The organism is Bacteroidota bacterium (genome assembly GCA_016711505.1).
GTDB lineage: Bacteria > Bacteroidota > Bacteroidia > AKYH767-A > 2013-40CM-41-45 > JADKIH01.
The window spans coordinates 91004-117591 of sequence record JADJSV010000016.1 but is presented as its reverse complement, the minus strand read 5'-3'; the positions used below and the strand labels follow the sequence as shown (position 1 = coordinate 117591).

22 protein-coding genes and 2 pseudogenes are annotated in these 26588 nt (G+C 39.4%); 12 read left to right on the top strand and 12 right to left on the bottom strand.

What is annotated here, in order from left to right; translation table 11 throughout:
• Positions 1–24: 24 nt before the first annotated feature.
• Genes IPL24_13420 through IPL24_13410 form a run of 3 tightly spaced genes read right to left on the bottom strand, consistent with a single transcriptional unit; the run spans position 25 to position 4753 of the window.
• Entirely contained in the window at positions 25–3345 is a 3321-nt protein-coding gene (locus IPL24_13420; GenBank protein MBK8364611.1) for a hypothetical protein, read from the bottom strand.
• Between the two features lie 17 nt (positions 3346–3362).
• A complete protein-coding gene (locus IPL24_13415) occupies positions 3363–4046 on the bottom strand; it encodes a hypothetical protein (protein ID MBK8364610.1) in 684 nt (227 codons plus the stop codon).
• Entirely contained in the window at positions 4031–4753 is a 723-nt protein-coding gene (locus IPL24_13410) for a hypothetical protein (protein ID MBK8364609.1), read from the bottom strand. Before IPL24_13410 ends, IPL24_13415 begins: the two co-directional genes overlap by 16 nt.
• A gap of 425 nt (positions 4754–5178) precedes the next feature.
• Between IPL24_13410 and IPL24_13405 the strand changes: the two are divergent.
• A pseudogene (locus IPL24_13405) lies at positions 5179–5582 on the top strand (SWIB/MDM2 domain-containing protein).
• A gap of 715 nt (positions 5583–6297) precedes the next feature.
• Here the strand turns inward: IPL24_13405 and IPL24_13400 are convergent.
• Complete coding sequence (locus IPL24_13400; GenBank protein ID MBK8364608.1) at positions 6298–7332, bottom strand: two-component sensor histidine kinase; 1035 nt, start codon at positions 7330–7332, stop codon at positions 6298–6300.
• Positions 7333–8550: 1218 nt separating this feature from the next.
• Positions 8551–9222 (bottom strand): DNA-processing protein DprA, encoded by a 672-nt coding sequence (locus tag IPL24_13395; GenBank protein MBK8364607.1) that lies wholly within the window; start codon positions 9220–9222, stop codon positions 8551–8553.
• 185 nt (positions 9223–9407) lie between these two features.
• Between IPL24_13395 and IPL24_13390 the strand changes: the two genes are divergently transcribed.
• From IPL24_13390 to kdsB, 3 genes are read left to right on the top strand one after another with little or no spacing between them, the layout of a single operon-like run.
• Complete coding sequence (locus IPL24_13390; GenBank protein MBK8364606.1) at positions 9408–11381, top strand: TonB-dependent receptor; 1974 nt, start codon at positions 9408–9410, stop codon at positions 11379–11381.
• 6 nt (positions 11382–11387) lie between these two features.
• The gene (locus IPL24_13385) at positions 11388–11714 is read left to right on the top strand and encodes a TonB-dependent receptor (protein MBK8364605.1); all 327 of its coding nucleotides are present in this window, start codon (positions 11388–11390) and stop codon (positions 11712–11714) included.
• Between the two features lie 50 nt (positions 11715–11764).
• Positions 11765–12496: a 3-deoxy-manno-octulosonate cytidylyltransferase gene (kdsB, locus tag IPL24_13380; GenBank protein ID MBK8364604.1), complete on the top strand. Its 732-nt coding sequence runs from the start codon at positions 11765–11767 to the stop codon at positions 12494–12496.
• A 146-nt stretch (positions 12497–12642) separates the two neighbouring features.
• Here the strand turns inward: kdsB and IPL24_13375 are convergent, their stop codons facing one another.
• The 5 genes from IPL24_13375 to IPL24_13355 form a co-directional block, all read right to left on the bottom strand.
• Positions 12643–13224, bottom strand: coding sequence for a hypothetical protein (locus IPL24_13375; protein ID MBK8364603.1), 582 nt, complete (start codon positions 13222–13224; stop codon positions 12643–12645).
• Between the two features lie 135 nt (positions 13225–13359).
• Positions 13360–14067, bottom strand: a complete 708-nt coding sequence (locus tag IPL24_13370; GenBank protein MBK8364602.1) for a hypothetical protein — start codon at positions 14065–14067, stop codon at positions 13360–13362.
• A 264-nt stretch (positions 14068–14331) separates the two neighbouring features.
• A complete protein-coding gene (locus tag IPL24_13365) occupies positions 14332–15153 on the bottom strand; it encodes a molecular chaperone (GenBank protein MBK8364601.1) in 822 nt (273 codons plus the stop codon).
• Positions 15154–15210: 57 nt separating this feature from the next.
• A complete protein-coding gene (locus IPL24_13360) occupies positions 15211–17190 on the bottom strand; it encodes a carboxypeptidase regulatory-like domain-containing protein (GenBank protein ID MBK8364600.1) in 1980 nt (659 codons plus the stop codon).
• Positions 17091–18002: a hypothetical protein gene (locus IPL24_13355; GenBank protein ID MBK8364599.1), complete on the bottom strand. Its 912-nt coding sequence runs from the start codon at positions 18000–18002 to the stop codon at positions 17091–17093. The genes IPL24_13360 and IPL24_13355 overlap by 100 nt, the downstream gene beginning before the upstream one ends.
• A 347-nt stretch (positions 18003–18349) precedes the next feature.
• Between IPL24_13355 and msrB the strand changes: the two genes are divergently transcribed.
• Positions 18350–18856 (top strand): peptide-methionine (R)-S-oxide reductase MsrB, encoded by a 507-nt coding sequence (msrB, locus tag IPL24_13350; protein ID MBK8364598.1) that lies wholly within the window; start codon positions 18350–18352, stop codon positions 18854–18856.
• A 230-nt stretch (positions 18857–19086) separates the two neighbouring features.
• On the opposite strand, the pseudogene IPL24_13345 reads toward msrB, so the two are convergent.
• A pseudogene (locus tag IPL24_13345) lies at positions 19087–20377 on the bottom strand (deoxyribodipyrimidine photo-lyase).
• A 124-nt stretch (positions 20378–20501) separates the two neighbouring features.
• A complete protein-coding gene (locus IPL24_13340; GenBank protein MBK8364597.1) occupies positions 20502–21413 on the bottom strand; it encodes a TIGR01777 family protein in 912 nt (303 codons plus the stop codon).
• A gap of 88 nt (positions 21414–21501) precedes the next feature.
• On the opposite strand from IPL24_13340, the gene IPL24_13335 reads away from it, so the two are divergent.
• The 7 genes from IPL24_13335 (at position 21502) to frr (ending at position 26179) form a co-directional block, all read left to right on the top strand.
• Positions 21502–21798, top strand: coding sequence for a hypothetical protein (locus tag IPL24_13335; GenBank protein ID MBK8364596.1), 297 nt, complete (start codon positions 21502–21504; stop codon positions 21796–21798).
• 224 nt (positions 21799–22022) lie between these two features.
• Positions 22023–22466 (top strand): 50S ribosomal protein L13, encoded by a 444-nt coding sequence (gene rplM, locus IPL24_13330; GenBank protein ID MBK8364595.1) that lies wholly within the window; start codon positions 22023–22025, stop codon positions 22464–22466.
• A 20-nt stretch (positions 22467–22486) separates the two neighbouring features.
• The gene (gene rpsI / locus IPL24_13325; protein ID MBK8364594.1) at positions 22487–22873 is read left to right on the top strand and encodes a 30S ribosomal protein S9; all 387 of its coding nucleotides are present in this window, start codon (positions 22487–22489) and stop codon (positions 22871–22873) included.
• A gap of 82 nt (positions 22874–22955) precedes the next feature.
• Entirely contained in the window at positions 22956–23837 is an 882-nt protein-coding gene (gene rpsB, locus IPL24_13320) for a 30S ribosomal protein S2 (protein ID MBK8364593.1), read from the top strand.
• 31 nt (positions 23838–23868) lie between these two features.
• Positions 23869–24705: an elongation factor Ts gene (locus IPL24_13315; GenBank protein MBK8364592.1), complete on the top strand. Its 837-nt coding sequence runs from the start codon at positions 23869–23871 to the stop codon at positions 24703–24705.
• Between the two features lie 174 nt (positions 24706–24879).
• Complete coding sequence (locus IPL24_13310; GenBank protein MBK8364591.1) at positions 24880–25590, top strand: UMP kinase; 711 nt, start codon at positions 24880–24882, stop codon at positions 25588–25590.
• 31 nt (positions 25591–25621) lie between these two features.
• A complete protein-coding gene (gene frr / locus IPL24_13305; GenBank protein ID MBK8364590.1) occupies positions 25622–26179 on the top strand; it encodes a ribosome recycling factor in 558 nt (185 codons plus the stop codon).
• Positions 26180–26588 lie beyond the last annotated feature (409 nt).

Sequence of the window (26588 nt, the reverse complement as noted above, 5' to 3'; positions counted from 1 at the left end):
ATTATTATTCTAAAATTATTTTATTCAGACTGGCAATGTAATCAGGAATTCTGTGTACTCTCCGGCTTTTGAATTTACTACTAATCCGCCGTTATGGCCTTTCACAATAATATCATAGCTTATCGAAAGTCCAAGTCCTGTACCTTGTCCGGTTGGTTTTGTAGTAAAGAATGGATTGAAGATCTTGTCTTTTATATCATCAGGAATTCCTTTGCCATTATCGCGAATGCTGATGAAGACTTTTCCATTGTCAAAAGAAGTTGTTATGGAGACTTTCGGTTGATAATCTTTACCATTAGACTTACTTCTTTCGTCAACTGCATAGAATGCATTATTGAAAATATTCAGGATCACACGACTGATGTCCTGAGAAATTATTTTGATCTGCGGAATATCTTTCGCCAGATTCTTCTCCATCGTACAATTGAATCCCGGATCTTTTGCGCGCATACCATGATAGGCAAGATTAAAGAATTCCTCCACCATTTTATTTATATCTGTCGGTTGTTTTTCAGCAACTGACGATCTGCTGTGCTGTAACATTCCTTTTACAATACTATCAGCACGCTTACCGTGGAAGTTTATTTTTTCAAGATTCTGCTTAAGGTCGTCGGTAATATCTTTCTGTTCTTCCGGACTAACACCTTCCTCGAGTTCTGTGATCAGTTCAACTGATAATTCAGAAAAATTATTCACGAAGTTCAATGGATTCTGGATCTCATGGGCAATTCCCGCAGTCAACTGTCCGAGTGAAGCCATCTTCTCAGATTGTATAAGTTGTGTCTGAGTAGACTTCAGATTCTCCATCGTTTGAGTCAGCTCATTGTTTTTTTCTTTCAATTCAGATGTACGTAAATTGACTTTATCTTCAAGCAAAACATTTTGTTTGACAAGTGAATTTGTTCTGAATCGGATATAGACAAAAATAAGTCCTGCAACAGTTAAAGCAAAAAGTGCAGTAAACCATTTTGTCTTCCAGATCGGAGGAGTGATGGTGATTTTGATAGCAATACCGGTATCATTCCAGACTCCATCGTTATTGCATGCTTTTACTCTGAAAGTATATTCACCCGGATCAATATTAGTATAAGTAGCATAACGTCGGTTTCCTGAATATGTCCAGTCTTCATTCAGGTTTTCCATCATATATGCATATCTGTTTTTATCAGGGAAAAGATAATTCAATGCAGAGAATTCAAATGAAAAGAAATTCTGACGGTAATTTAAATTCAGTGTATGTTCGTCCGTAATCAAAGTATCCATCCGCGCAGGTTTCTCAAATAAATAGAATCGTGTGATGACAACCGGAGGAACAACCGTATTGTCGTTGATACTGTCTGGGTGAAAAGCATTCAACCCATTATTACCGCCAAAATACAGCCAGCCACTTTGCCCTCTGTAACATGCATTCTCGTTAAACTTGTTTTGTAAGCCGTCCTGAATATTATAAGTTCTGCTGTTAGCTGTCAGCGAAGTCTGGCCGTTTACAATGTTAAGTTTACAGACACCATTGTTAGTACTTAGCCAGATATTATTTTTTGCATCTGATAAAACCCCGTTGATAATATTGTTGGGCAGTCCATCACGTTCAGTATAATGCTTGAATGAATCATTCCCGTCATAAATATTCAGTCCGCCACCATAAGTTCCGATCCAGAGTTTTCCTGTGTTGTCTTCAAAAACAGAATGAATAAAATTGCTGGAAATAGTTTTACTGTCTAAAGGATCATTTTTGAAAGCTGTGAATTTTTCCGCAGACCTGTCGAAATTACATAATCCACCACCATAAGTAGCGATCCACAATTTGCCTTTAGAGTCTTCGAATATATTCATCACAACATCGCTGCTTAACGATGTTGCGTCGCCACTTTTCGAACGATAAACTTTTGATTTTCCTGAAATGCGATCGAAAGCATTTAGTCCACCGCCATGTGTTCCAATCCACAAAACTCCTGCCTTGTCTTCAAAAATACAACGGATGTAATTATTGCTGATCGCCCCTGACGATGCTTTGTATTCCCTGACCTGGCCGGTAGATTTTGAGAAAGAAATAAGTCCGTCAGAAGTTCCAACCCAAAGCACACCGGCTTTATCTTCTGTCAGAGCGAAGACGTTACAGAAACGCAATGCCGGATTACTTAATCCCGGAAATCGTTCATTCACAAAACGGTTTTCTGTTCTGCTGAAAACATTGAGACCGCTACCAAGAGTTCCTGTCCAGATATTTCCTGAACGATCTTCACAAATAGCAAAGACGCTATTATTACCTGCAGCATCACCCGCTTCATTTACTTTGTATGTGACAAATTTCGCTATGGTTCTGTTATAAAAACTCAATCCGTTTGCTGTAGAATACCATAATGTGCCGGCATTGTCTTCAAAAATATTGTAGATCTTATTGCTTGAAATAGATTCAAGGTTTTGCGGTTCTTTGTGATAGTTGATGATTTTTCCTGTACGGGTATTTAATGCATCGAGCCCGCCACCGAAAGTGCCGATCCACATAATACCTTTTGTATCTTGCTTAAGAGAGAATATACTATTAGAAGAAAGGCCGTTTGCCGTATTGAAGCGTGTAATTTTCCCTGCCGGTGAAATAATATTTGCGCCACTGTTCAGAGTTCCCACCCATAAATTATTCTGATTGTCGGAAGTAATGGATGTGATTTCATTCTCGCTTATGGAATTATTGTCACCGCCTATATTAATGTATCGTTTAGCCGTCCCTGAAGAGATATCGAACTTGTTCAGCCCGTCTGATGAAGTCCCGACCCAAAGGTTATTGGTCTTGTCGAAATAAAGACAGGAAATAATATTACTAGTCAGACTAGCGGAATTATTTGCATCACTTCTGAAAACTGAAAACTTCCCTGTAGAGATGTCATATGCATTCAATCCATTCCCGGTTCCGATCCAGACGATCCCTTTATTATCTTCAGTGATCGAACTGATCAGGTTATTGCTGATAGAATTCACATTGCCTGGAATATTCTGATAGCGTTGAAAGGATCCGTTTTTTCGGATGAGTTTATTTAGTCCGTTATCAGTTCCTACCCAGAGATTATTTTTTTTGTCTTCAAAAATGCATCGGACAATATTATTACTGATAGTAGCCGTATCAGTAGGATCAAATTTGTAGATATCGAAAGTATAGCCATCATATTTATTCAACCCGTCTTCTGTTCCGACCCAGATAAATCCCTGACTATCCTGATAAGTACAGTAAACTGTAGATTGAGAAAGGCCTTTATCGACAGAGATCCGGCCGAATCGCAGACTCGATTGTGCGGAAACTGAATTTGCCAGAAGTATAAAGAATAAAAAAAGTGCTTGTATCTTTTTCATAGATAATTTCCTATGGATTAGTCATTGAGTAATTTTCCTGTACCCTGGCATTTGCCACAAGTTACATTTCCGGCAGGGCGAACGATTTCATTTACAGAATAGGTCACAAAATTTCTTGGACCAAGTCCGTTGCTGATATCTTTAGTAACCATTTTATTCTTTCTCAATTCTGCCTGATGAATCTTTCCTTTTCCTTTACAGACCATACAGATCTGACCGGTATTATTTGTAATTGAATTAGGTTTTGGCGGGGAGACAATTGCAATAGGTTCATTTTCTTTAACAGGGTCAGGCTTTGTTACAATTACCGGTTCTGACTTAGTTGAGATTGATGGTTCTGTCTTTGTTGTAATTGGAGCTTCTGTTTTTGTTGAAATCACCGGTTCTGATTTTACCGGAGTTTCAGGTTCGGCTTTTACTATTTGAGCAGGTTCTGCCTGTTCCTGTTTTGAGATCTCTTCAGTAGAAGTATTTTGCTTTTGAGTAGAAGATGAATTATTGATAGCAAAATTATATAGTTGAATGCCTTCTCCGATAATATCGCCATTGAGATAGTGGTAGGTTGTTCCTTCACCGGAGGCTTCAATGAAAGTACCTGTACCATGACTCTGATTATTCAGGTAATCGCCGGTATAACGGTCGCCATTTGAATAGAAATAAGTACCGCAACCATTATACTTTCCATTCAGGAATGTCCCAATATAAGGTCACCATTGTTGTAATAGAAGATTCCAAAACCTTCCATGTTATCATTTTTGAATTCACCTTCATAGCTGCTACCATCAGTCAGGACGAGTTTTCCTGAGCCGGAAAAAGTGCCGTTTACAAAATCGCCGGTGTATTCATTGCCATCATGATACCGGTACGTACCCTTTCCTGTTTGTTTTCCTTTTACAAAATTTCCGGAATAATAATCTCCGTTTGCATAGGTGATCTTTCCGGCGCCATCCATTTTGTCAGAAACAAAATTTCCTTCATACCGACTACTATCATTAAAGAAGTATGTACCCTGACCTGATTTCATGTTGTTGGAGAAAGATCCTTCATAGCGATTTCCGCTGACGTAGGTCATAATTCCTGAGCCTTCCATTTTTCCATTGGCAAATGTTCCGTCGTACGTTGTACCATCTCTATATGTATAGACACCTTTGCCACTCATTTTTCCTAGGGCAAAACTACCTTCATAGATGTCGCCATCTTTATACTCTATCTTTCCTGCGCCATGGTATTTACCATTACTAAAGTTACCGGTATAGAGATTTCCATTGGAAGTCCTGTAGGAGCCAAGCCCATTTTCGCAATTACCGGATACGCATCCTACCAGTGACCGAGTGGCCGTTGAGTCTTGCGCAAGACTATATAAAGGCAAAGCGCAGAATAAAAAAAGCCGGAAGAGGAGATTGCTCACGTTATAAATTTTCTCTTTGTTAACAAGTGGGCATTGTGAATAAGTGTAAACCCATCCGTACCCTTTACAATAATATCAATATTCCCGCTAATCGCCAAATCGCATTTTTGGGTAGGATTCTTCATAGGAGAAAGCATTTTTTCAGCTTGGTTTTACCAATGAAAAAGTGGCTAAATGCCAGTATTTACGGGCTTTTCAGAAGGTTTGAAGAATTTTGCGAATGAAAAAATAAAACAGATGAAGAGAAGAGTGAAATCAAATTGAAAGCTAAGATATTTACCTCTGAATACGACCGGAAGAGATGAAGTTTTACCTATGAAAATCTGTTTCCGGATTGTGGAAAACTTCTTTGGAGTGATGTGTTTTCCCTATGAAAAACTTCGTTGATTTGTATCAATAGAAAACCTTAAATCGTTTTAAAAATCATGGCAACTAAAAAAGCTAAGAAAAAAGCTCCGGCAAAGAAAGCTGCTGCTAAAGCAAAACCAAAAGCACCTGCTAAGAAAAAGTAGCTGCTAAAAAAGCTCCTGCAAAGAAAGCTCCAGCTAAAAAAGCTCCGGCTAAAGCTAAAGTAAAGCGTAAACCAAATGCTGCTTTCATGAAGCCGATGAACATCTCTGATGCTCTTCAGCCTGTAGTTGGTAACAAACCACTTCCGCGTACTGAAGTTACTAAACGTCTTTGGGCTTACATCAAGAAGAACAATCTTCAAGATCCTAAAGAAAGACGTAACATCAATGCTGATGACAATTTGAAAAAAGTGTTCAATGGCAAAAAACAAGTTTCTATGTTCGAAATGACAAAACTTGTAAGCAAACACCTTTCTTAATTGTAAAGAAAAGTTTTTAAAAAAGAGAGCGATCGTGAAGGTTGCTCTTTTTTTTTGACTAAAGACTTACTCAATGGGGGGGGGGGGGGGCCGTCCCCTTGGGGGGCGGGGGGAAAAATCCAAAAAAAAAAAAACCCCCCCCCCCCAAAAAAAAGGGGGGGAACCCCCCCCAAAAAAAAAATTTTTTTTTTTTTTTTTTTTTCGTTTTTCAAATTTTCATCCTTTTCCCCTTTTTTGGGGGGCCCCCTTTTTTTAAATTTTTTCCCCCTTTCCCCCCCCCCCATTCCCCCCAAAACCCAACCCCAAACACAACCCCCCCCCAAATTTTTCCCCCCCCCAAAATTTCCCCCCCGACTTTCCCCCCCCGCCCCCCCCAAATCCCCTTCGGGAGGTTCCCCAAAAAAAACCCCCACCCCCCCCCCCCCCCCCCCCCGCAAAAAAAAAAAAAAAAAAAACCCCAAACCAAAGGTAGGAGGGGTTAAAATTTTTTTGTTGGGGGGGGGGGGTTTTTAATTTTCATTTTTCCCCCCAGAAAGCCGGGGACAACCTGTTTTTCGTGGGCCCCCGGCGGGGGGTGGGGGGGGGGGTAAAGAGGGCAAAAACAAAAACCACCCCCCGGGCTAGCAAGGGGTGGGGGGCCCCATTTCCCAGGTTTTTCTCCCGTCCCAAAAGTGGGGGAAAAATTTTGGGGTGGGGAAGGCCTAACCATTGGGAACTACCCACCGATCTTAAAGATCAACTTGAACGTCGTCCCAACCCCAACTTCACTCTCCATCTCCATCCTTGCTCCATGGTTTTTAATGATCTCAAAGCTGAGCGATAAACCCAGTCCTGTACCTTGTCCGGTTGGTTTGGTAGTGAAGAACGGTTCAAAAATTTTCTCTTTGATCTCCTTTGGAATTCCTTCGCCATTATCATAGATGGTCAGGAAAGCAAAATTACCATAGACCATGGTAGACAGTTTTACGGTGGGAGTAAATCCGGGATTATTTTTCCTGGCTTTCTGATTTACTGCATAAAAAGCATTGTTGAATAAGTTTAACAAAACACGACTGATGTCTTGCTGGATCAACTCCAGCATTGGGAAATTCGGATCAAGTTCTTTTTCCAGAGTGCACTGAAAGGTTGAATCCTTTGCCCTCAGACCATGAAATGCAAGTTGAAAGTATTCCTCAGCAAGTTTGTTCAGATCAGTCGGTACACGTTCTGATTTGTTTACCCGGCTATGTTGGAGCATGTTTTTAACGATTGCATCCGCCCGTTTGCCGTGTTCTCCGATTTTTGTAAGGTTGATATACAGGCTTTCTGCGATCTCTCTACGGTCACTTTCATCGGTTGAGTCCTCAAGTTCCTTCAGAAGGTCTTTAGAGCCCTCAGCGAAATTTAAAACGAAGTTGAGCGGGTTCTGGATCTCATGAGCAATGCCGGCTGTCATTTGACCCAATGATGCCATCTTTTCTGAACGGATCAGTTGCTCCTGAGTTTCCTTTAGTTTCCTGTGTGCTGTCTTTAATTCGAGAAAGGCAGAGTCAAGGTCATTATGAGATTTTCTTTTGAGTCGGTATCGGTTATAAAGAAAGATCAGGATCGTTGTGACGAGAACAACCCCACTTAATAAAATGATGATCCATCTTTGCTGCTTTTCGCGGGCCAATTCTGTATTTGAAAGAGCAAGTTCCTGAAGTGCTTTTTCTTTTTCCAGTTCTTTTACCAGGTCTTCTCTTTCTTTATTTGCCGCTTCTTCATTCATCCGTTCTTCGTGGAAACGTTCTAAAGCTTCTTCTGCTTTTAAACGATCCAGTTCAGCTTCCGTAAGTCGTTGATTGAATTCAATGCTGTTCCTGTTCATTTCACTACTCATGCTCTTAGTGCGGGTGAGTAGTTTACTGACAAATAGTTTTTCTTTTAATTCGAGAGTGAAAGAATCCGGACTAAGCATTCTGCTGTTAAGTACATCTTCTACGGAATCTTTTAACAATTTATATTTTGTTGAATAGAGATTTTCTTTTTTCGCATCACCGCCGACTTTTCCTGAAGCATATAGTTTTAAATATGTGTCACGGAGTAAACGCAATGCCGGAAGTCTGAAATCAGAAGTCAGACTTTTTTCAAAATTACCTGTAGCACTTTGGTAGTCGCCTTTGTTAAAATTTACAATCCCAATATTTCTGTAAATGACTGCTTTCTGAATGTTATTGTTTTCGGAAAGAGTCAATGCTTTTTCCAAATATGTTAATGCTTCGTCTTCATTTCTGCTATGAATCAATTCTTCTGAATAGCTGTTGTACAAATAGGCTTTCATCACAGGATCGGAAATATTCGGTAAAATAGAAATCGCTTCCTTGAAATTCTGAAGCGTTGAAGCGTGATCTTCTGTACTTTCATAGGCCTTTGACAGAAGGAAACGAACCTTAAGTTCACCGATGAAATTTTTAGCAGCGTGATTTAGCCGGATGGAATTGTTGAAATAGTTTACTGCTGAATCCAATTGATTGTTGTACTGAAATACCAAGGCAATTCCACAGGAAGCCAATGCTTGTCCTTCAGGAGAATTAGTTTTTGAAAAAGCGGTTATTGCGTTTTTGAAAAAATCTATCGCTGATTCTTTTTGACCGGCACGGTAGTTAATTGAAGCCAGTACTAAAGCCTGATTGGCATACATAGACCAGTCTTTTTTTGAAAATGACCGGTGATAATTATCTGTTACAACTTTTTCATTCTGGGAATTGATCAGAACATTTCTTGTCAGTTCGTCATACGACATTACGCCGTTCTTTTCATTAAAGACAGCAATTGGTTTTTCAGCAAAAGATGAGAGAAAAGTGATGGCTAAAATAAAAACCATCAGAAACAATTTCTTTCCCATGAAGTAGTTTAATTTGTATGGTAAGTAACGAAATTTATTTTGTTGAATCATAAGAAGTGATTAAAAAAAACAAGTCGTTATCTATTTGAATTCCATGCTGAATTATTGGTTGAGTTTGAATATTTTTCCGGGAAGCGGAGTTAAAACACCTGAAAATTCAAGATTGAGTAAAATGGATGAAACTTTACTGACAGGCAGCATTACTGTTAAAGCTATTTCGTCTATCGACAAAAGATCTTTTATGTTTAAAGCTTGAATGATCGTTTGTTCATCAGGTTGAAAATCCTGAAATAATTGCATCTGTTTTTGCGGTGTGGTTTTTTCTTTCACGTTCCAGTTCATTGCATCAGCAATATCGGCTGCATTTTCAAAGATCATTGCTTTATTTTGTCTGATGAGAGCATGACATCCCTTCGAATAAATGTCATTTATGCGGCCTGGCAAAGCAAACACATCGCGGTTATAACTGTTTGCAATATCGGCTGTGATAAGTGCTCCGCCTCTGGTGGCAGATTCGATTACAATAACTGCATCTGTTAATCCGGCGACGATCCTGTTGCGGGCCGGAAAATTATCGCGGGTAGGTTTAGTGCCGTGTATATATTCGGAAAGAAGTCCGCCATTCAGTAACATTTTCTCTGCCGTCGCTGCATTATCTGCAGGATACATTTTATCTAATCCATGCGCAACTACACCTACTGTCTGAAGATTATTCTTCAATGCAGCTTTATGTGCCTGAATGTCTACACCATAAGCCAGTCCGCTGACAATCACCGGCTGAAATTCGCTGATCTCTTTGATAAATTTATCAGTCGCTTCTTTTTACATTAATTGTTCATCATCATCTTTGTTCATCTAATTTCTGTTTCTAATAATTCAGTAATATTGTTTCAGGAAATCTTCCCGAAAGAAAGCTGTCAATATTACAACAATGCTTCTTTTTTTACATTTAATATACTATGAGAAATTCGCTATTATTCGTTTTGTTTATTTCGCTTACGCAGTTGATGTTTGCTCAGGATGCAAATCTGACGGGTAAGCTTGTCGACGACAAAACAAATGAACCGCTGATCGGCGTAATTGTTTTTGTTGATACAACCAGCAAAGCAAGTACTGATGTCAACGGTGTTTACAATCTAAGTCTTGCTCCGGGGAGCTATCAGATCTCTTTCAAAATGCTTTCTTATGAAACAGGAAAGCAGAATGTCATATTAAATGCAGGTGAAAAGAAAGAGTTAAATTTCAGAATGAAAAGTTCGGGGACTGAACTGAATACTGTCGTTATCAGCGCCGGAAAATTTGAGCAGAAGCTGGAAGAGGTCACTGTTTCCATGGAAGTGTTAAAGCCACAGTTAATTGAAAGCAAAAACGTGGTTAACATGGAAGAGGCAATGGAATTTATTCCCGGAGTTACAATTATCGATGGACAGGCAAACATCAGAGGGGGCAGTGGCTGGAGTTATGGAGCCGGAAGTCGTGTGCAATTGCTTGTCGATGATCTGCCGCAATTGACAGCCGATGCGAATGATACAAAATGGAATTTTCTGCCAATAGAAAATCTTGAACAAGTGGAAGTGATCAAAGGTGCAAGCAGTGTCTTGTTTGGTTCTTCGGCTTTGAATGGTGTGATCAATGTCCGCACAGCATATCCCAAAGCTAAGCCAATAACCAAAGTTTCGTTTTTCACAGGAGTTTATGATCGTCCGGTTTTTAAGATCGATGGAAAAGAGTATGATCTCAAATGGTGGGGCGATAAAGTTCTTCGCACTTCAGGATTCAGTTTTTTTCACAGTCAGCAAGTAGGAAATCTGGATCTTGTCGTAGGTGAAAATGTTTTTGATGATCAAGGCTACCGTGAAGGAGAAAAGGAGCAACGAGGTCGTTTCAATTTTAATACACGTTATCGTTTTAAAAAAGTGGAGGAATTGAGTGCGGGAGTTAATATGAATACGATGGCAGGAGTAAGTACGATTTTTTTTCTGTTCAAAAATGATACTTCAGGCGCATATACACCTGCGCCGGGCACACTCAGTAATTCCAGGACCTACCGGACGAATATAGATCCATTTGTAACCTATTCAAATAAGAGGGCAGGAACATTCAGATTCAGAAGCAGATGGTTTAATACAACAAATGAAAATAATACAGATCAGAATTCGAAAGCAATTTTGTTTTATTCTGAATTGCAGTATCAGAAAACGATCAAAGAGAATTTGAATATAATCGGTGGACTTGTAAATACAAATTCAACAGTTGAGAGTGAGTTGTATGGTGATCATACAGGAGTTCAGCAAGCCGGTTACATTCAAGGTGATTTCAAGTACAAAAAATTTTCTGTCAGTGGAGGAGCAAGAGCTGAAAGAAGTAAGATCGATAGTATTCAGGAAAAATGGACTCCGGTTTTCAGAGGTGGAATAAATTTTAATCCGGTTAAAGGCACATACATCAGGGCATCAGTTGGACAAGGTTACCGGTTCCCTTCTGTTGCGGAGAAATTTATCAAGACGAATGTAGGAAGTGTTGTGATCTATCCAAATGCTGATCTTGAATCTGAAAGAGGCGTGAGTTATGAAATTGGAGTTAAGCAACTTTTTGGGTTTAAAAAATGGACCGGCTATATTGATGTAGCCGTATTCAGAAATGAGTACAAGAATATGATCGAATTCTCTTTTGCACAATGGGGCGCGTCGTCAGAGCCATTGATTGGAAATGGATTTAAGTCTTTGAATATAGGAGATACAAGAATAGAAGGAATTGACGCATCATTATTTATCAGTGGCTCTCTTGGAAAAAACTGGAAGGTAAATGCGATGACAAGTATTACGCTACTGGATCCACGGCAAGTTTCGTATGACAGTGCTTTCATTGTTAAGGTTGGTGGTATTGGAACTGTGATGGGTAGTGATTCAACTGACTTTTTGAAATACAGGTAGAAGAGTATGATCAAAGCAGATCTTGGTGTTGAATGGAAAAAATTTGAAATTGGTCTGAGTGTCAGGTACACCAGCAGAATGGAAAACATAGATAAGATCTTTGTCAGCGGACTTCTGGATTTTGCTTTTCAGCCGGGACTGGGAATCGGTCACTACAGAAAGTATCATCGTCATGGCGATACGATCTATGATCTCCGGACCTCTTGGACAATCTCAGACAATGTAAAACTCTCTTTCATCGTTAAGAACCTGACCAACTACATTTATATGCAACGTCCGGCAGATATGCAACCGCCAAGAATGTTTATTGGACAGGTGAATTTTACATTGTAATAAATACTTGGTGTAAATTTTATAATTTCACACAAGAAAAGAGAAGACCCATGAAAGTAATCGGAATCATTCCCGCACGTTATGCATCAACACGTTTTCCAGGTAAGCCATTGGTAGACATTCAGGGAAAGAGTATGATCCAGCGCGTTTATGAGCAATGTGGAAAAGCAAAGAAGTTGAGTTCGGTATTAATAGCGACAGATGATCAGCGCATCTTTGATCACGTGCAGAGTTTTGGTGGAAATGCGTGGATGACTTCTCCTGAACATCAGAGTGGAACCGATCGGTGTGCGGAGATAATTAATTCAGGAAAAGCAAGGGAGTGGGATGCAGTAATTAATATCCAGGGCGATGAACCATACATTCATCCGGAGCAGATAGATATGCTTTGTGCTTTGCTTGAAGATAAAAGTGTTTCTATTGCGACACTTGTAAAAAAGATCGATGATCCCTCAGAACTCTTCAACCACAATAATGTGAAAGTAGTTTTGAATAATAAAATGGACGCGATCTATTTCAGTCGTTCACCGATTCCCTTCAACAGGAATTTTCCTGAAGAGGAGTGGCTCAAACATTCAACCTATTATAAACACATCGGAATCTACGGATACAAAACAAAAATTCTCGGCGAAATTTCCGGAATGGCAAAAACGAATTTGGAAATTACAGAATCACTTGAACAGTTGCGTTGGATAGAAAACGGCTATCAGATAAAAGCAGCAGTTACTAACCTTGAAAGTGTAGCTATTGATACGCCGGATGATTTGCTGAAGATCAAATAAAGAAGTTAAAAAAAATTAAACACTAAGGTCACTAAGTTTTTAGCACAAGAGCACAATAGAAAGTAAGCATCAACACGTGTTCTTGTGATGATTTTTAGTGATCTTAGTGTTAAAGTTCAGGCCGCCCACGAATTACGAATCTCGAATTACAAATCCGGCGCCACAATAAACTCAATCTGCAAAGTATACAACCCCGGTCTGTAAGTATATCCCGGAACAATTCTTAAGTCAACGCGGAACTGGTAGCACTGCGGATCGGAAAGATAACTTCCGGCAGTATTTGTTCCTACAGGTGAAGGATCAGAACAATTTACAGCGGCGTCAACGATATTATGATTACCGATAATGTCTAATGTAGATGTAGCAATATCCTGTAGTGGAACAAATCCGGAGATCTGTGGCGTACCACTTAAATTGTGAACTCTGGTCTGGACAACATTTACACTCGGTGCGCTATTTCCACTCGAACCATAATACTGAACATTGTCCCATACACCCGGAACAGATGTCACTGAGCCCATATAAAGATCCCACTGAGTACCGATCGCTTCTATATTAAACGTTATTGCATTGGCAATGAAAATACCATTGGTAAGCTTGTAGAATGTGTCAAATCTGAAATCAACATTGGTCGCACTGATCAGGTCGATGTCGACTGTTTGAGCTTTGCTCAAATTCGGCAACTGACAAATAAAAAAAATAAGAATGATCTTTCTGATTTGATGCATGTGTGTAAGGCTGTAGGAGCCTCAAGGGAGATTTACTCATTATAGCACTGAATGTTTCAATTCTACTCAAAAAAAAACACCTGAAGGGCCGTGCAAAAATTTCTTTTTTTTAAAATCCTAAAGGATTTTTATGGCTTATAGATCTTCTGTAAGAGTATAAACTACTTCTAGATCATAGTAACCCGGTTGAGCATACGGAGTCAATGCTGTGAACGTAGTTGCAGCAAGAGCAGGGTACTGAGTTGTCAAATCAGGGAAGTTCGCTGGAACACCCGGTTTGATACGGTAGTGAATAAGGAATTTGTTTGTCAACGGACTAGAAGTTGAAGTTGATGGAGCGTAGCTTGAAGAAACACCTTGAGCAAATTCACCCGCAAGGAATTGCGTGTTCGCTGATGGAGTCAATGAAGCAGTGTTTGCACCTGCATTACTTGAAAGACCTATGAAGCTGTTGAATGTTAGAGGAGCAGCAACAGAGTTTGACTGGATTGCCTGCATTTCTAATACTTCAGAAGGAATTGTTCCCTGACCGTTAGTACCTGCACCGTAAGCAATTTGTTGCGTCCAGTATTGAGTACTTGGTTGAGCATAAAGATCCCAAGGTACAGTAGATTCTACTTCAAGACGAGTAGCATTGTACTTTGTAATACCAACCTGGTATTTTTGAATCGTGTTGAACACGAAGTCAACTTGAGGTTCAGTAGTCATGTTAAGTTCAAGGATACCTTGTAGGTCCATTGTAACAGCTACATACTCTTGATCTGAAAGCTGTGCTTTCGAAGTGTTAACTGCAAATACTGATGTAATTGCTGCTACTGTTAACACACGTGAGATAAATTTCATTTTCATTGGGGGGTGTGATTTTTTAATTTGTTTAAATAATAATTGTGTATTGGACACTACAAATATGTGTCGTTTGGTTTGTGAGTATTAGATAAAGTGTAGTGCGTTCTTACAGTTTTATCCCACTCTTCACTATAATTCCAGAATTGGGCATTTCTACTTAATTCCGGTACTATTAATTGAACTCCTTTATTTAAAGCTAGCATTTTCAATAAAGTCATTCTTTTAATTTTATTTAATTCTGATTTAACTTGTGGATCAAAGCTATTTCAGATCTATTTCCATTTCTGCTGCCAGTACATTTTCTCTGCTGCCAAAGTCGACAACGCCTAAGACAGAGTATTTTCCTTTTGACAATTCCTTTGGAATAGCGAATTTGATTTCTCTTGATGCTCCCGGTAATAATGTGAAAGCAAAAGGTTTTTGTCTGTCGTCTTTTCCACTTTGCAAGTGCGTGTATTCAAGATACGATGCACAGTCAAGGATTGATTCTCCGTTATTTTTTACTTTTAATAATAATATACGTACTGAATCGGTTTCTGTTGATGGCATTTCACGGAAGCTTACAAGTTCAGCGCTCTTGTCAACCACTGTTGGTGGCGATTGAAACACGTGAACAACAAACTGAAATGTTTCAGTGATACCTAGTCCGATTGCATTTTTGTCTGCGCCATCAGCACCTTGTTTTTCTTTAGCAAGTTTGATCTGCATTGCAGCCCACTTTACTTTATTCGCTTCCGGTGTTGCCGGAACTTGCATCAGTACCTGAACTTTTTGTGTAGTTCCCGGTTCTAATTCAAAGAACGATGGAGTAGCGCTCAGCCATTGCGAACATGAGTTCTCGCTTTCTCCCGGTTTCATGAAACGTGACTTGCCTTCAATTCCTGCAGGTTCAAAGTCAGAGAATGAGATCACAAAAGCTTGTTTATTTTTTGAGCTGTTAGTGATATTAATTTCCTGGGTTTTGTACTCGCCAATTGCAGTCTTATAATAAAGTCTGCTTGGTGAAATACTCACATTCTGTCCTTTTATTACGCCCGACGAGAGCAGGATGATTGCGAATAATAATCTACAAATAATCTTCATTGGTTGGTTTTTGGATGGTTTTGCTAATATTTACGAATGACATTAAGGTTAGTTTTGTCATTTTTGCTCTTCACCTTGCAGATTGAACTTTTTTATGTTCATTTTTCGCTTCTTTTCGACAGCGTTAAATGTGATACTGAAGTTGTCAGAGAAATAACTCAAGTCGATATTGATCTTATTTTGCAATAACATATAATTACTTCCTAAGGCAGATTCATTTACGGTTAATGTGTAAATACCGGTTGGTACGTACATCATGAAACTTCCGTTTCCATCAGTAAGTGCTGAATACGTTTTTCCTGAAGAATCAATTGCTGTTACCCGGATTCTCGCTATGTCAAGTTTGACATCAGAATTTGAATATTTGTCTTGTTCAACCAATAGAGAGCCTGTTATACGCACTCCTTTTGTCAGTGGAATATAGATAGTCTGGCGTTTGTCCATCAGGTATTCGCCATTATTGGCATCGAACCATTCGCTTTGAGACACCAATGAATTACATTTTACACTATAAGTACCGGCAGGAATATTTTCATAGGTGATCTCGCCTTTTGTATTTGTAATGAAATCTTCTCCATGTGTTTTATCCATTGAAGTTGTATCACTGCCATCATTTTTGAAATGAAGCGGACGGATATTTACAAGCATGTCTGTCACACCTTCTTCATTAGCATCTAATTTCCTGTTTCCGTTAAGATCTTTGAATATGATCACAGTAGTGGAAATGTATTTTTTACCGGGAACAGGAATACCGATTTGTTTTCTGACGCCGAATCCTAAACTCAATTCGCTGTTTGCTGTAGCCTCGTAATCTTCTTTTCCCGGACGGTCTTCCAGCATTGGATTTGCACCTTGTTTAGTGCTCATATATGATGCATAGAATGAAAGTCGCATTCCTGTCTTAGTATAATAGTAAAGCTCCGGACGTAATCTGAAATTAACTTTTTTGAAGTACGATTCATACATAAGATTAGTAGTAGTGGTCAGAAGTAATTTTCCACCAGCCATCCAGTAATCGTATGCGCCAACAATGTGCACCGATTGTGGAGTGATCTTATCATTAATGAATCGTTTTTGTTCAGAGATCTGGTTAGCACCATAGTAATAACGCATGCTGACAAACATTTTGCTCCATCTTGCAAAAACACTCATTCTTGCCATGAAGAAATCAGGAACATCATAGTCGATCGCTTTTGCGTATCCGAAGAAACCACTTGTAGAGATCCTTACGCTTTGCAGGTTTCTCAGATTGTATTCTACTCCGAGTCCTTTCGTTCTTGTACGAAGAGTTTGATTTTCTTCATACATGTACGTTGGTTTTAGAAATGCAAATGCAGTTGGAGACTGAATTCCATAACGCAACTCATATCTGTCTGACCGGGTTGGTGAGCCTGATGTGATCACTCCGTTGAAGAAGTATTCCGGACGTTGTTTAAAATTCTGATATGAAAATGCAATCAGTTTTTTGGCATTGATATTATAGTTTGCACGACCCGAGATCATCGTTGTTCCATGAGCAAGCGCATAATTTCCTGTACCGGTAGAATAGGATAGAGAGCCATTCAGTTTATTATAACTTCCTGAATAAGTCATGTCGTACCCAAAACCCGGAACAGCAGAACTAACAGAATCTCTTTTATAACTGTCGATACTTGCGCCACCACCAAATAAAATCTGGTGATGAGGATTTATCTTATAACTTACTGATGTATTTGCAAGATCAGTCTTTGAGTAAAGTCTTTCATTTTTTTGAGTAGAATAATAATTATTCCAGACCAGTTTTTTATTTCTGAAACTATGGTAAAAACCCATTCCTTCAGAAAAATTATTTTTAAAGAAGCCCGGTCCTCTTGTATACATGGCGCCAACAGTGTTTTTGCCGTATGTGTAAGATGCTTTGATTCCTTTTCCTGTCAACAAACTTCTTCCCCAGCCATTTACTTCTCCCACTTCAACAATTGCATTGTTTGAGAAATATCCGATATAGTGATTGTTACCAAGGAAAGAATTTTGTTCAAGGAAATTTGTGATGAACACAGTTTGAAAACGGTAATTGATGATCGTATTTTCTTTTGGAAAACACTGCCATAAGCATCGAGTGACATAGTCGTTCCGTCGGAAAGCACATCATAGACATTTGCTTCAAGTACCAATGGAATTGCAGAGCGACCGAATTCATTTTGCTTAACGGTATTTCCCAATTTAAAGAACTGAATTGTTCCGCTCCAGCTTGTAGTGCTCGACAAAGCTTTTGCCAACACCTGAATAGTATATAATTCTTTTGAAGGAGCAGCATGCAGATCGGCATCTTTTTTTCCGATGTTCTTTGCTTCAGCTCTTTTATTAACGGGAAAAGTCAGCACAGTATCTGCGCCGACCGGTAAGCTTAGTGTAAATGTCAGAAGAGCTGCTCCGCCATCACTCTGTCGCAAGACTTCTATTCTATGATCAGGGATCAGGGAAATGCGAATTTGTTCATCGGCATTTCCCGTATTTCGGAACCGGACTTTGAATCCGGAGGAATCAACACCTGTTATGAAGTACTGCTGTTTGACCGGAATATTGGCACTCCATTCGGAATGTATAGGTATTGTTACATACCAGTTTTGTGAAGAAAACTGAACGCCTTTGTCAGATGACAACCAGGCAGTTACAATATAACTTGTACCACCTTTTGAATCGCGGTTCACAATTAAACGAACAGGAAGGAAAATGGAATCATTTCCTGCCAATTCAACGTCTTTTTCAGGATTTCCTAAATATTCCCAGCCTGAAGGAAGTGAAAAATTCACATGAAATCTTACAGGAGTGGGAGCGTTGTTGATAATACGAAGTGTATTGTTTGCCACCTGATCAACGCTCTGTTTGGTGTTATTATGTACAAACGCCGCTTGCACACCGAACGAGCCGGCATACGATGTACTTGCGCAAAGCTGAATTTTCTTTCCCGCAGATTTGCGCAGAAGACGCAGAAAATCCGCAGAAATTCCTTTGGAATTAATTGTTTTCTTAGGGTATATAAATTCAGTCTAGTTCACAAACCAATACGATCTCACAGAGATCTCTGCGGATTTTCTGCGTCTTCTGCGCAAATCTGCGGGAAATATTATTGTAAGATTAAAGCAAGACAAAGAATAATATATATCACCTTCAATACTTACCTTTATTGGGAATTAGAAAGAATAATAAATCATTTATGAAACCGATTTTAATTGCAACCCTATGTTTTTTGATTTCATGTTCTGCCAAACAAAAACAGGAATCAGGACGCGGAAACAATCCGTATTATTCAAAATCAGACACGACGCACCTGAATGTAAGTAATGCAGAATGGAAAAAAATTTTGTCGGCAGAACTTTACAATGTTTCCCGGGAGAATGGTACTGAGCGTGCGTTTTCCGGAAAGTATTGGGACAAAAATCCAATCGGAACATATTACTGCGCTGTGTGCGGTAATAAACTTTTCAGATCCGATTCAAAATTTGAAAGTGATTGCGGTTGGCCGAGTTTTTTTGAACCACTCAGAAAAAACAGTGTGATCTATAAAGTGGATAAGTCATATGGAATGGAAAGGACAGAAGTGATCTGCGCAAGATGTGATTCGCATCTAGGACATATTTTTGATGATGGTCCGCCGCCAACTTATAAAAGGTTTTGTATGAATTCGGTTTCGCTGGAGTTTGAACCGGACTTAGTGAAATAAGTTATTTCCAGGTAGGTTTAAACACAAGAACACTGAGATCACAAAAGTTCACGGAATTAGGCATTTGAAAAAGAAACAGCAATTGTTTTTATAAACATCCTTGCTATTTCAAACTTACCTTTATTTTTTCAGGTAAAACCACTAATTTGTATAAGCATAGTTTCGGCTATGAAAAATTTAAATTCCGTGAACTTTTGTGATCTCAGTGTTCTTGTGTTTGTATTTCAAACCTATTTCGGCAAGTTTGATTTAAAGAATTCCAGACACCTCTTCCTCGCAAACGCATAATCAACAATCGGCTTCGGATAAGAAAAATCTTCAAACTCAGGGACCCATTTGCGGATGTATTTTAATTCCGGATCAAAGCGTTTAGTTTGTTCGCTCATGCTGAAGAGTCTGAAATAAGGTGCAGCATCAACACCTGTTCCTGCGCTCCATTGCCAGCCACCATTGTTGCTCGACAATTCGTAGTCAAGAAGTTTTTGTGCAAAGTATGCTTCACCCCAGCGCCAGTCGATCAGTAAATATTTTGTCAGGAACATAGAGACGACCATTCGCACACGGTTGTGCATAAAACCTGTTTCATTGAGTTCGCGCATTCCGGCATCAACGATCGGATAACCGGTTTTACCTTCACACCATTTTTTGAAATCAGTTTCGTTATGATGCCATGGCAGCTTGTTGTATTGACTTTTGAATGCCTGATCGACAACATGCGGAAAATGCCACATAATCATCATATAAAATTCCCGCCAGATCAATTCATTCACCCATTTCTCATAAGGCCATGCTTGCCTGACAAGTTTGCGGATACTGATTGTTCCAAAGCGGAGGTGAATACTAAGTCGTGAAGTTCCTTTGACAGATGGTATATCGCGTTGTTGAATGTAATTTTCTAAAATATCTTTTGAAACTTTTGGTTTTGGAAATTCAATCACAGAATCTTTAAAGCCCATTTGTTCTAATGATGGAATTGATCCTTGATTTGTTTTTGCAAATGCGTCGAAATATTTTTCTGTCGGATAAGATTTTAAATGAAACGGTTTTACTATGGATCGCCATTTTTTCATAAAAGGTGTGAAGACGGTGTATGGCAATCCATCATCTTTTGTCACTTCGCTTTTTTCAAAGATGACTTGATCCTTGTACGTGTTGAATTGAATTGATTTTTTCTGAAGCAATATTTTTATTTCTTCATCACGTACTTTAGCATACGGTTCGTAATCGTGATTGGTAAAAACATTTTCGATCTTAAATTCTTTTGCAAGGTTAATTCCATATATCTGCGGGCTTTCCGTATCTGACAAGCAGAGAAGAACCTAATTCAATTAATTCATTGTTAAGTTTTGAAATCTGTCTGTGAATAAAAACAACCCGCAGATCATTCTTGTTTTCCAGTTTTTCTAAAATTTCCGTATCAAAAATAAAAACGCATTGCACCGGTTTGCCTGAACGTAGTGCATGGTAAAGTCCAGCATTATCGTCTAATCTTAAATCGCGGCGGAACCAGAAGAAGTTCATTGTTTTTTTTGTAGTTTGATCTTTACTTATAGGTAAGTGTGAAAGTTTTTCAAGTTTATTTATTTCCCGCAGATCTCGCAGATCCAACTTCATTCATTCATTTTTTCATCCACTTCATTCCACTTCACTCCACTTCATTTTTCAAAACCTCTTCCAGCGCCACTCTCACATCATTATACTTGAAAGCAAACCCTTCCTGTCTGATCTTTTCATTCGTTACTCTTTGTCCTTGCAATACGACAACTGCTTTTTCCCCAAGAATTGTTTTCAAAACAAATCCCGGAATATTGATCGGCCAGATGGGGCGATGCAGAACTTTTCCTAATGTCTTTATGAAGAAAGAATTTTTTACAGGAGATGGTGCTACAGCATTGTAAGCACCATGCAGCGATTGATTGCTAATTGCAAATTCATATTCTCTGCAAAGGTCATCGAGATGGATCCAAGGCATATATTGTTCGCCATCACCGAAAGCAGCACCCGCAAATAATTTCACCGAAAGCGCCATTGGTTTCACTGCGCCATCTTCTTTTGCAAGTACAATTCCTGTTCTGAGTATTACTACTCGCATTCCGAGTGTTTCGAATTGCATGGCAGACTTTTCCCAGACCTTGCATGTGTTTCCCAAAAAATCATCAGCAGGAGGTCGCGTTTCATCGACCCAGGTTTCGCCGCTTTCACCATAGTATCCGGTGGCTGATGCAGAAATGAAACATTTTACCTGATGCGAATTACTTTTCAGCACTTCGAAAATCAGATTTGCAGAATCAACTCTGCTTCTGACAATTTTCTCTTTATACTTTTTCGTCCAGTACTTATCAGCAATTCCGGCGCCTGCTAAATGCACAATGAAATCAACATTATTAAGAGCTTCTATTGGGAAGATTTTTTTTTCGGGATTCCAGATGAAAGTTTTGTGTTCTGAATTTCCGGAAGATCTGCTGAGCAAAGAGACTTGATGTCCATTCTGACTAAGCAGTTTCGCCAGGCGAGTTCCCACAAGTCCGGTTCCGCCGGTGATTAAAATTGATGACATATAAAAGTGCGTTGAAGTTTTAACAATAAGAGTACAAATTTGTTTATTTTCGCGGGAATTAATGTGATATTCAATTAAACATCTAAAAATGAGCCACTCTGCCTATTTGCCGTATTTGATCCTGCTTTTAATTATAACGATGCTGATTTTGCGTGTCATGCGTAAAAAACGAATCGGATCGGCTGCTGTTAAATTTGAGGTCCTTTATTTGATGGTTTACAGCTTTCTTGGCGGCGTTCTGGTGACTTTTTTTCTGGAACATCAGGAAATCGGATGGATGTCGTTGTTAATTTTAGCAACTTTTTTCGTCGGTTTCTTTGTTCGGACCCTCCCATTATTCCGCCTCATCAAAGATGTTGAATCCAAAGCAGAAGGCCGATTTTGACCTAAAAAGGGAGTTAATTGAAATAAAACAGTTGAATTACTACCGATCAATCCGAAATCCGAAATCCGCATTCCGAAATTTTTCAATAAAAACCGCTGTTAACCACATCAGTCGTGATAAATTAATTGCACAAGCATTTGTTAGTAAGAAATATTATCCTACTTTTGCAACCCCTTCGTGGGAAAGCTATTTATTGGAAAATAACACTATAAATATTAAGTAAATTGGACGCAGTGAGCTATAAGACTGTTTCTGCAAACGCAAAAACAGTCAATAAAGAATGGGTGCTAGTAGATGCAACTGACCTGGTAGTTGGAAGAGTTTCTTCTGAAGTTGCCAAAATGTTGCGTGGTAAGCACAAAGTAAATTACACTCCACACGTGGATTGCGGTGATAACGTAATTGTTATTAACGCTGAAAAGATTCGCTTTACCGGCAATAAAATGCAGGAAAAAGAATACGTACGTCACACGGGTTATCCGGGTGGACAACGTTTCGCGACTCCTACAGAGTGGATGAAAAAAAATCCGGCCTTGATTTTAGAGAACTCCATTCGTGGAATGTTACCTAAAACAAAGTTAGGAAGAGAGATGTTCCGTAACCTATATGTATTCGTAGGAACAGAGCATCCGCATACAGCACAAAAACCAAAAGAAGTTAAATTTTAATCAAAAGAACTGATTTAAACATGGCAACGATCCATTCTCTCGGCCGTAGAAAAACATCAATTGCACGCGTGTATTTAGCGCCGGGCAGTGGTGACATTACAGTAAATTCACGTGACTTCAAGGAATATTTTCCTACAGGTCCGTTGCAATATATTTTAAGACAAGCCCAAACTGTAATCAACGTAGTTGAGACGTATGATATCAAGATCACCGTTGATGGTGGTGGTATCAAAGGTCAGGCAGAAGCTGCACGCTTAGGAATTGCACGTGCTCTTGTGAAGGTTGCTGAAGAAAACAAATCGCCACTTCGTAAAGAAGGTTTATTGACGCGTGACCCTCGTATGGTTGAGCGTAAGAAGCCGGGACAGAAGAAAGCGCGTAAGAAATTCCAGTTCTCTAAACGTTAATATTACGATGGCGGAAAAGAGTTTATCCAAACTCTTTTCCGTTGTCTTTATAAAAATAAATTCATTCGTCAACTTCAATTCAATGTCAAGAGTTTCATATCAAGACTTACTAGATGCAGGTGCTCACTTCGGCCACTTGAAAAGCAAATGGAATCCGAAAATGGCTCCATATATTTTCATGGAAGCACGTGGTATCCACATTATCGATCTAAACAAAACAGTTGCTAAGATCGACGAAGCAGCAGCAGCTATAAAGCAAATCGCAAAATCAGGTAAAAAGGTTTTGTTTGTTGCTACAAAGAAGCAAGCTAAAGAGATCGTTGCAAATGGTGCAACAAAAGTAAACATGCCTTTCATCACAGAAAGATGGCCGGGCGGAATGTTGACTAACTTTGCTACTGTACGTAAGTCGGTGAAGAAGATGGCAGGATTCGAGAAAATGGCGACGGATGGTACATTCGACAACATTTCCAAGAAAGAGCGTCTTCAGATCTCTCGTCAGAAAGCGAAGATGGAAAAATTCCTGGGTTCGATCTCTGATCTGAGTCGTCTACCTGCTGCATTGTTCATCATCGATACAGTGAAAGAACACATTGCAGTAGCAGAAGCTCACAAATTAAATATCCCGACTTTCGCAATCACTGATACAAATACAGATCCTACACAAGTTGATTTTGCAATTCCTGCAAACGACGATGCTACTAAATCAATTGCAATCATCATGGATACTATGGTGAAAGCTATCGAAGAAGGATTAGCTGAACGTAAGATCGACAAAGAAGTAGAGAAAGAAAAAGAAGGCGAAGAAGGTTCTGAGAATGCTGAAATGGCAATGGAACTTAACTTCGACGAAGAGCCATCAACTGAAGGTGGAGCTCCGGCAAGTGCACCAAAAGGTGGAGCAGCAGGAAAAGGTCGTCCACGTCGTACGAATACACCAGCGGGCGGACCACGTAAAAAATAATTCGAACATTAATCAATAAGGAGATATAACAATGACTACTGCAACAATCAGCGCAGCAGATGTAAACAAACTTCGCCAACAGACCGGTTCCGGTATGATGGATTGCAAAAAAGCATTGACGGAAGCCAATGGTGATTTTGAAGCTGCTATTGACATTTTACGTAAAAAAGGACAGAAGATCGCAGCGAACCGTCAGGATCGTGAAGCGAAAGAAGGTTATGTTTTCGGAAAAGTAACTGCAGACGGCAAAGAAGGTTTTGTAATTGCAGTTTGTTGCGAAACAGATTTCGTAGCTGTAAATGCTGACTTCCTGAAATATGGTGAGTCAATTCTTGATCTTGCTGTTAGCAATAAAGCTAAATCTGCAGATGAACTGAAAGCAATGAAACTTGGTGACAGAACAGTTGCTGAGACATTAGTTGATCAGATGGGAAGAATCGGTGAAAAAATCGATCTAGTAGATTTCGCATATGTGAATGCAGAAAAAGTGATCATCTATAATCACCCGGGTAACAAACTTACGTCAGTTGTAGCTTTTGATACAACGAATCAAACGGCTGCTGATGCAGGCCGCGATATTGCAATGCAAGTTGCAGCTATGGCGCCGGTAGCGATCGATAAAGACGATGTAGATTCTACATTACTTGAGCGTGAAGTGGAAATTGCAAAAGAGCAGATCCGCGCTGAAGGAAAACCTGAGAACATGATCGAAAAGATCGCAGCAGGAAAGATCAACAAATTCTATTCTGAATATACTTTGTTAAATCAGCAATTCATTAAAGACGAAAAGAAAACGGTTCGTCAGTACTTGGAAAGCGTTGACAAAAACGCCCATATCACAGCGATGAAACGCGTGAAAATCGGGTAATAAGTAAAAAAGATTATAAGGAGAGCGAAGGTTCTCCTTTTTTTTTGCCCTTAACTTGTTCAAAGTTCAAAGTTCAAAGTTGGCGTTGTAGGTGACTACAAAGCCAACTTTGAACTTTGAACTTTGAACCTTGAACAAAAAAATGAATATCTTCGCATACAGAAACTCCCTTCTATGAAATACAAACGCGTACTCTTAAAACTCAGCGGTGAAGCCCTCATGGGCGAAAAGGATTTTGGAATCGATCACGACCGGTTACGAAAGTATTCGGAAGAGATCAAGTCTATCGTTGATGAGGGAGTGGAAGTAGCTGTTGTTATCGGCGGAGGGAACATTTTCCGTGGTGTTGGCAATGATGCCGGAGATGTGATCGACAGAGTTCAGGGCGATTACATGGGGATGCTTGCGACTGTGATCAATAGCATGGCTTTACAGTCGGCTTTGGAAAGAGTAGGAGTGAAGACAAGGTTGCAGTCGGCCATTAAGATGGAACAGATCTGTGAGCCTTATATCAAGCGCCGCGCAGTTCGACATTTGGAAAAAGGCCGTGTTGTTATTTTCGGAGCGGGAACGGGAAATCCATATTTTACAACTGATACAGCAGCGTCACTTAGAGCGATTGAGATCGGTGCTGATGTGATCCTGAAAGGCACACGTGTAGATGGAATTTATTCATCGGATCCGGAGAAAGATAAAGATGCTGTCAGATATGAAACAGTGACATTCGATGAAGTCTATGAAAAAGGGTTGAAAGTGATGGATCTTACTGCCTTCACTTTGTGTAATGAAAATAAAGTTCCTATCATCGTATTCGATATGAATAAACCCGGAAATCTTCTGCGCGTTTTAGAGGGAGAAAGAGTTGGAACACTTGTTGAATTTTAAAATCATAAATTAAAGTCATAAATCTTAGCTTATGTTAGATACAAATAAATTGATCAGTGAATCAAAAGCACACATGCAAAAAGCAATTGATCATCTTGAAGCAGAGTTAACAAAGATCCGCGCCGGTCGTGCGAATCCATCGATGCTGGATATGATCCAGGTAGATTATTATGGAACAAATACTCCGCTTTCACAAGTAGCCAGTATCACAACACCTGATGCTCGTTCATTGGCAATTCAGCCGTGGGAAAAATCGATGATCAAGCCAATTGAAAAAGCGATCACCGATTCCAATCTGGGTTTCACTCCGCAGAATGATGGAACTGTTGTGCGAATCAACATTCCTGCATTGACAGAAGAACGCAGAAAAGATTTAGTGAAGAAAACAAAAGCAGAAGCAGAGCATGGCAAAGTTGGTATCCGTACCATCCGTAAAGAAGCCAATGATCTTATAAAGAAAGAAGGAAAAGTTATTCCTGAAGACGTAGCAAAAGGTTTAGAAGACCAGATCCAGAAAATGACGGATCAGTTTATTGCTTTGGTCGATAAACATCTTGAGGCGAAGGAGAAGGAGATAATGACGATATAGTTAGAGTGAGTGGTGAAAAGTGAAAAGTGAAAAGTGAAAAGTGAAAAGTGAATAGCGCCTGCTACAAGCTAGACAGATAATTACAAATTAAAATAGAAGAGGCTCTTGGTATTTATTCCAAGAGCCTCTTTCAATTTTCAAACTTTAATTTTATGCAGACTATTTCAATTTTGTAACCGGTGCTAATCACTACTCACTACTTTCTACTCACCGGCCGTAGGCCATAAACAAAAAACTCCGAGAATTAACCCGGAGCTCTTTGATCAACAATTCAAATTACTTAACTTAAACTTAACATGAAACACGCCTTTTATAACGGGCGAATTTTAGTAAGGTTTCATTTTTTTTAAAGTTGGAGAAAAAGTTCGTTTTTGGTTTAAAATTGATTTCGCTAACCAACTTTTTAATT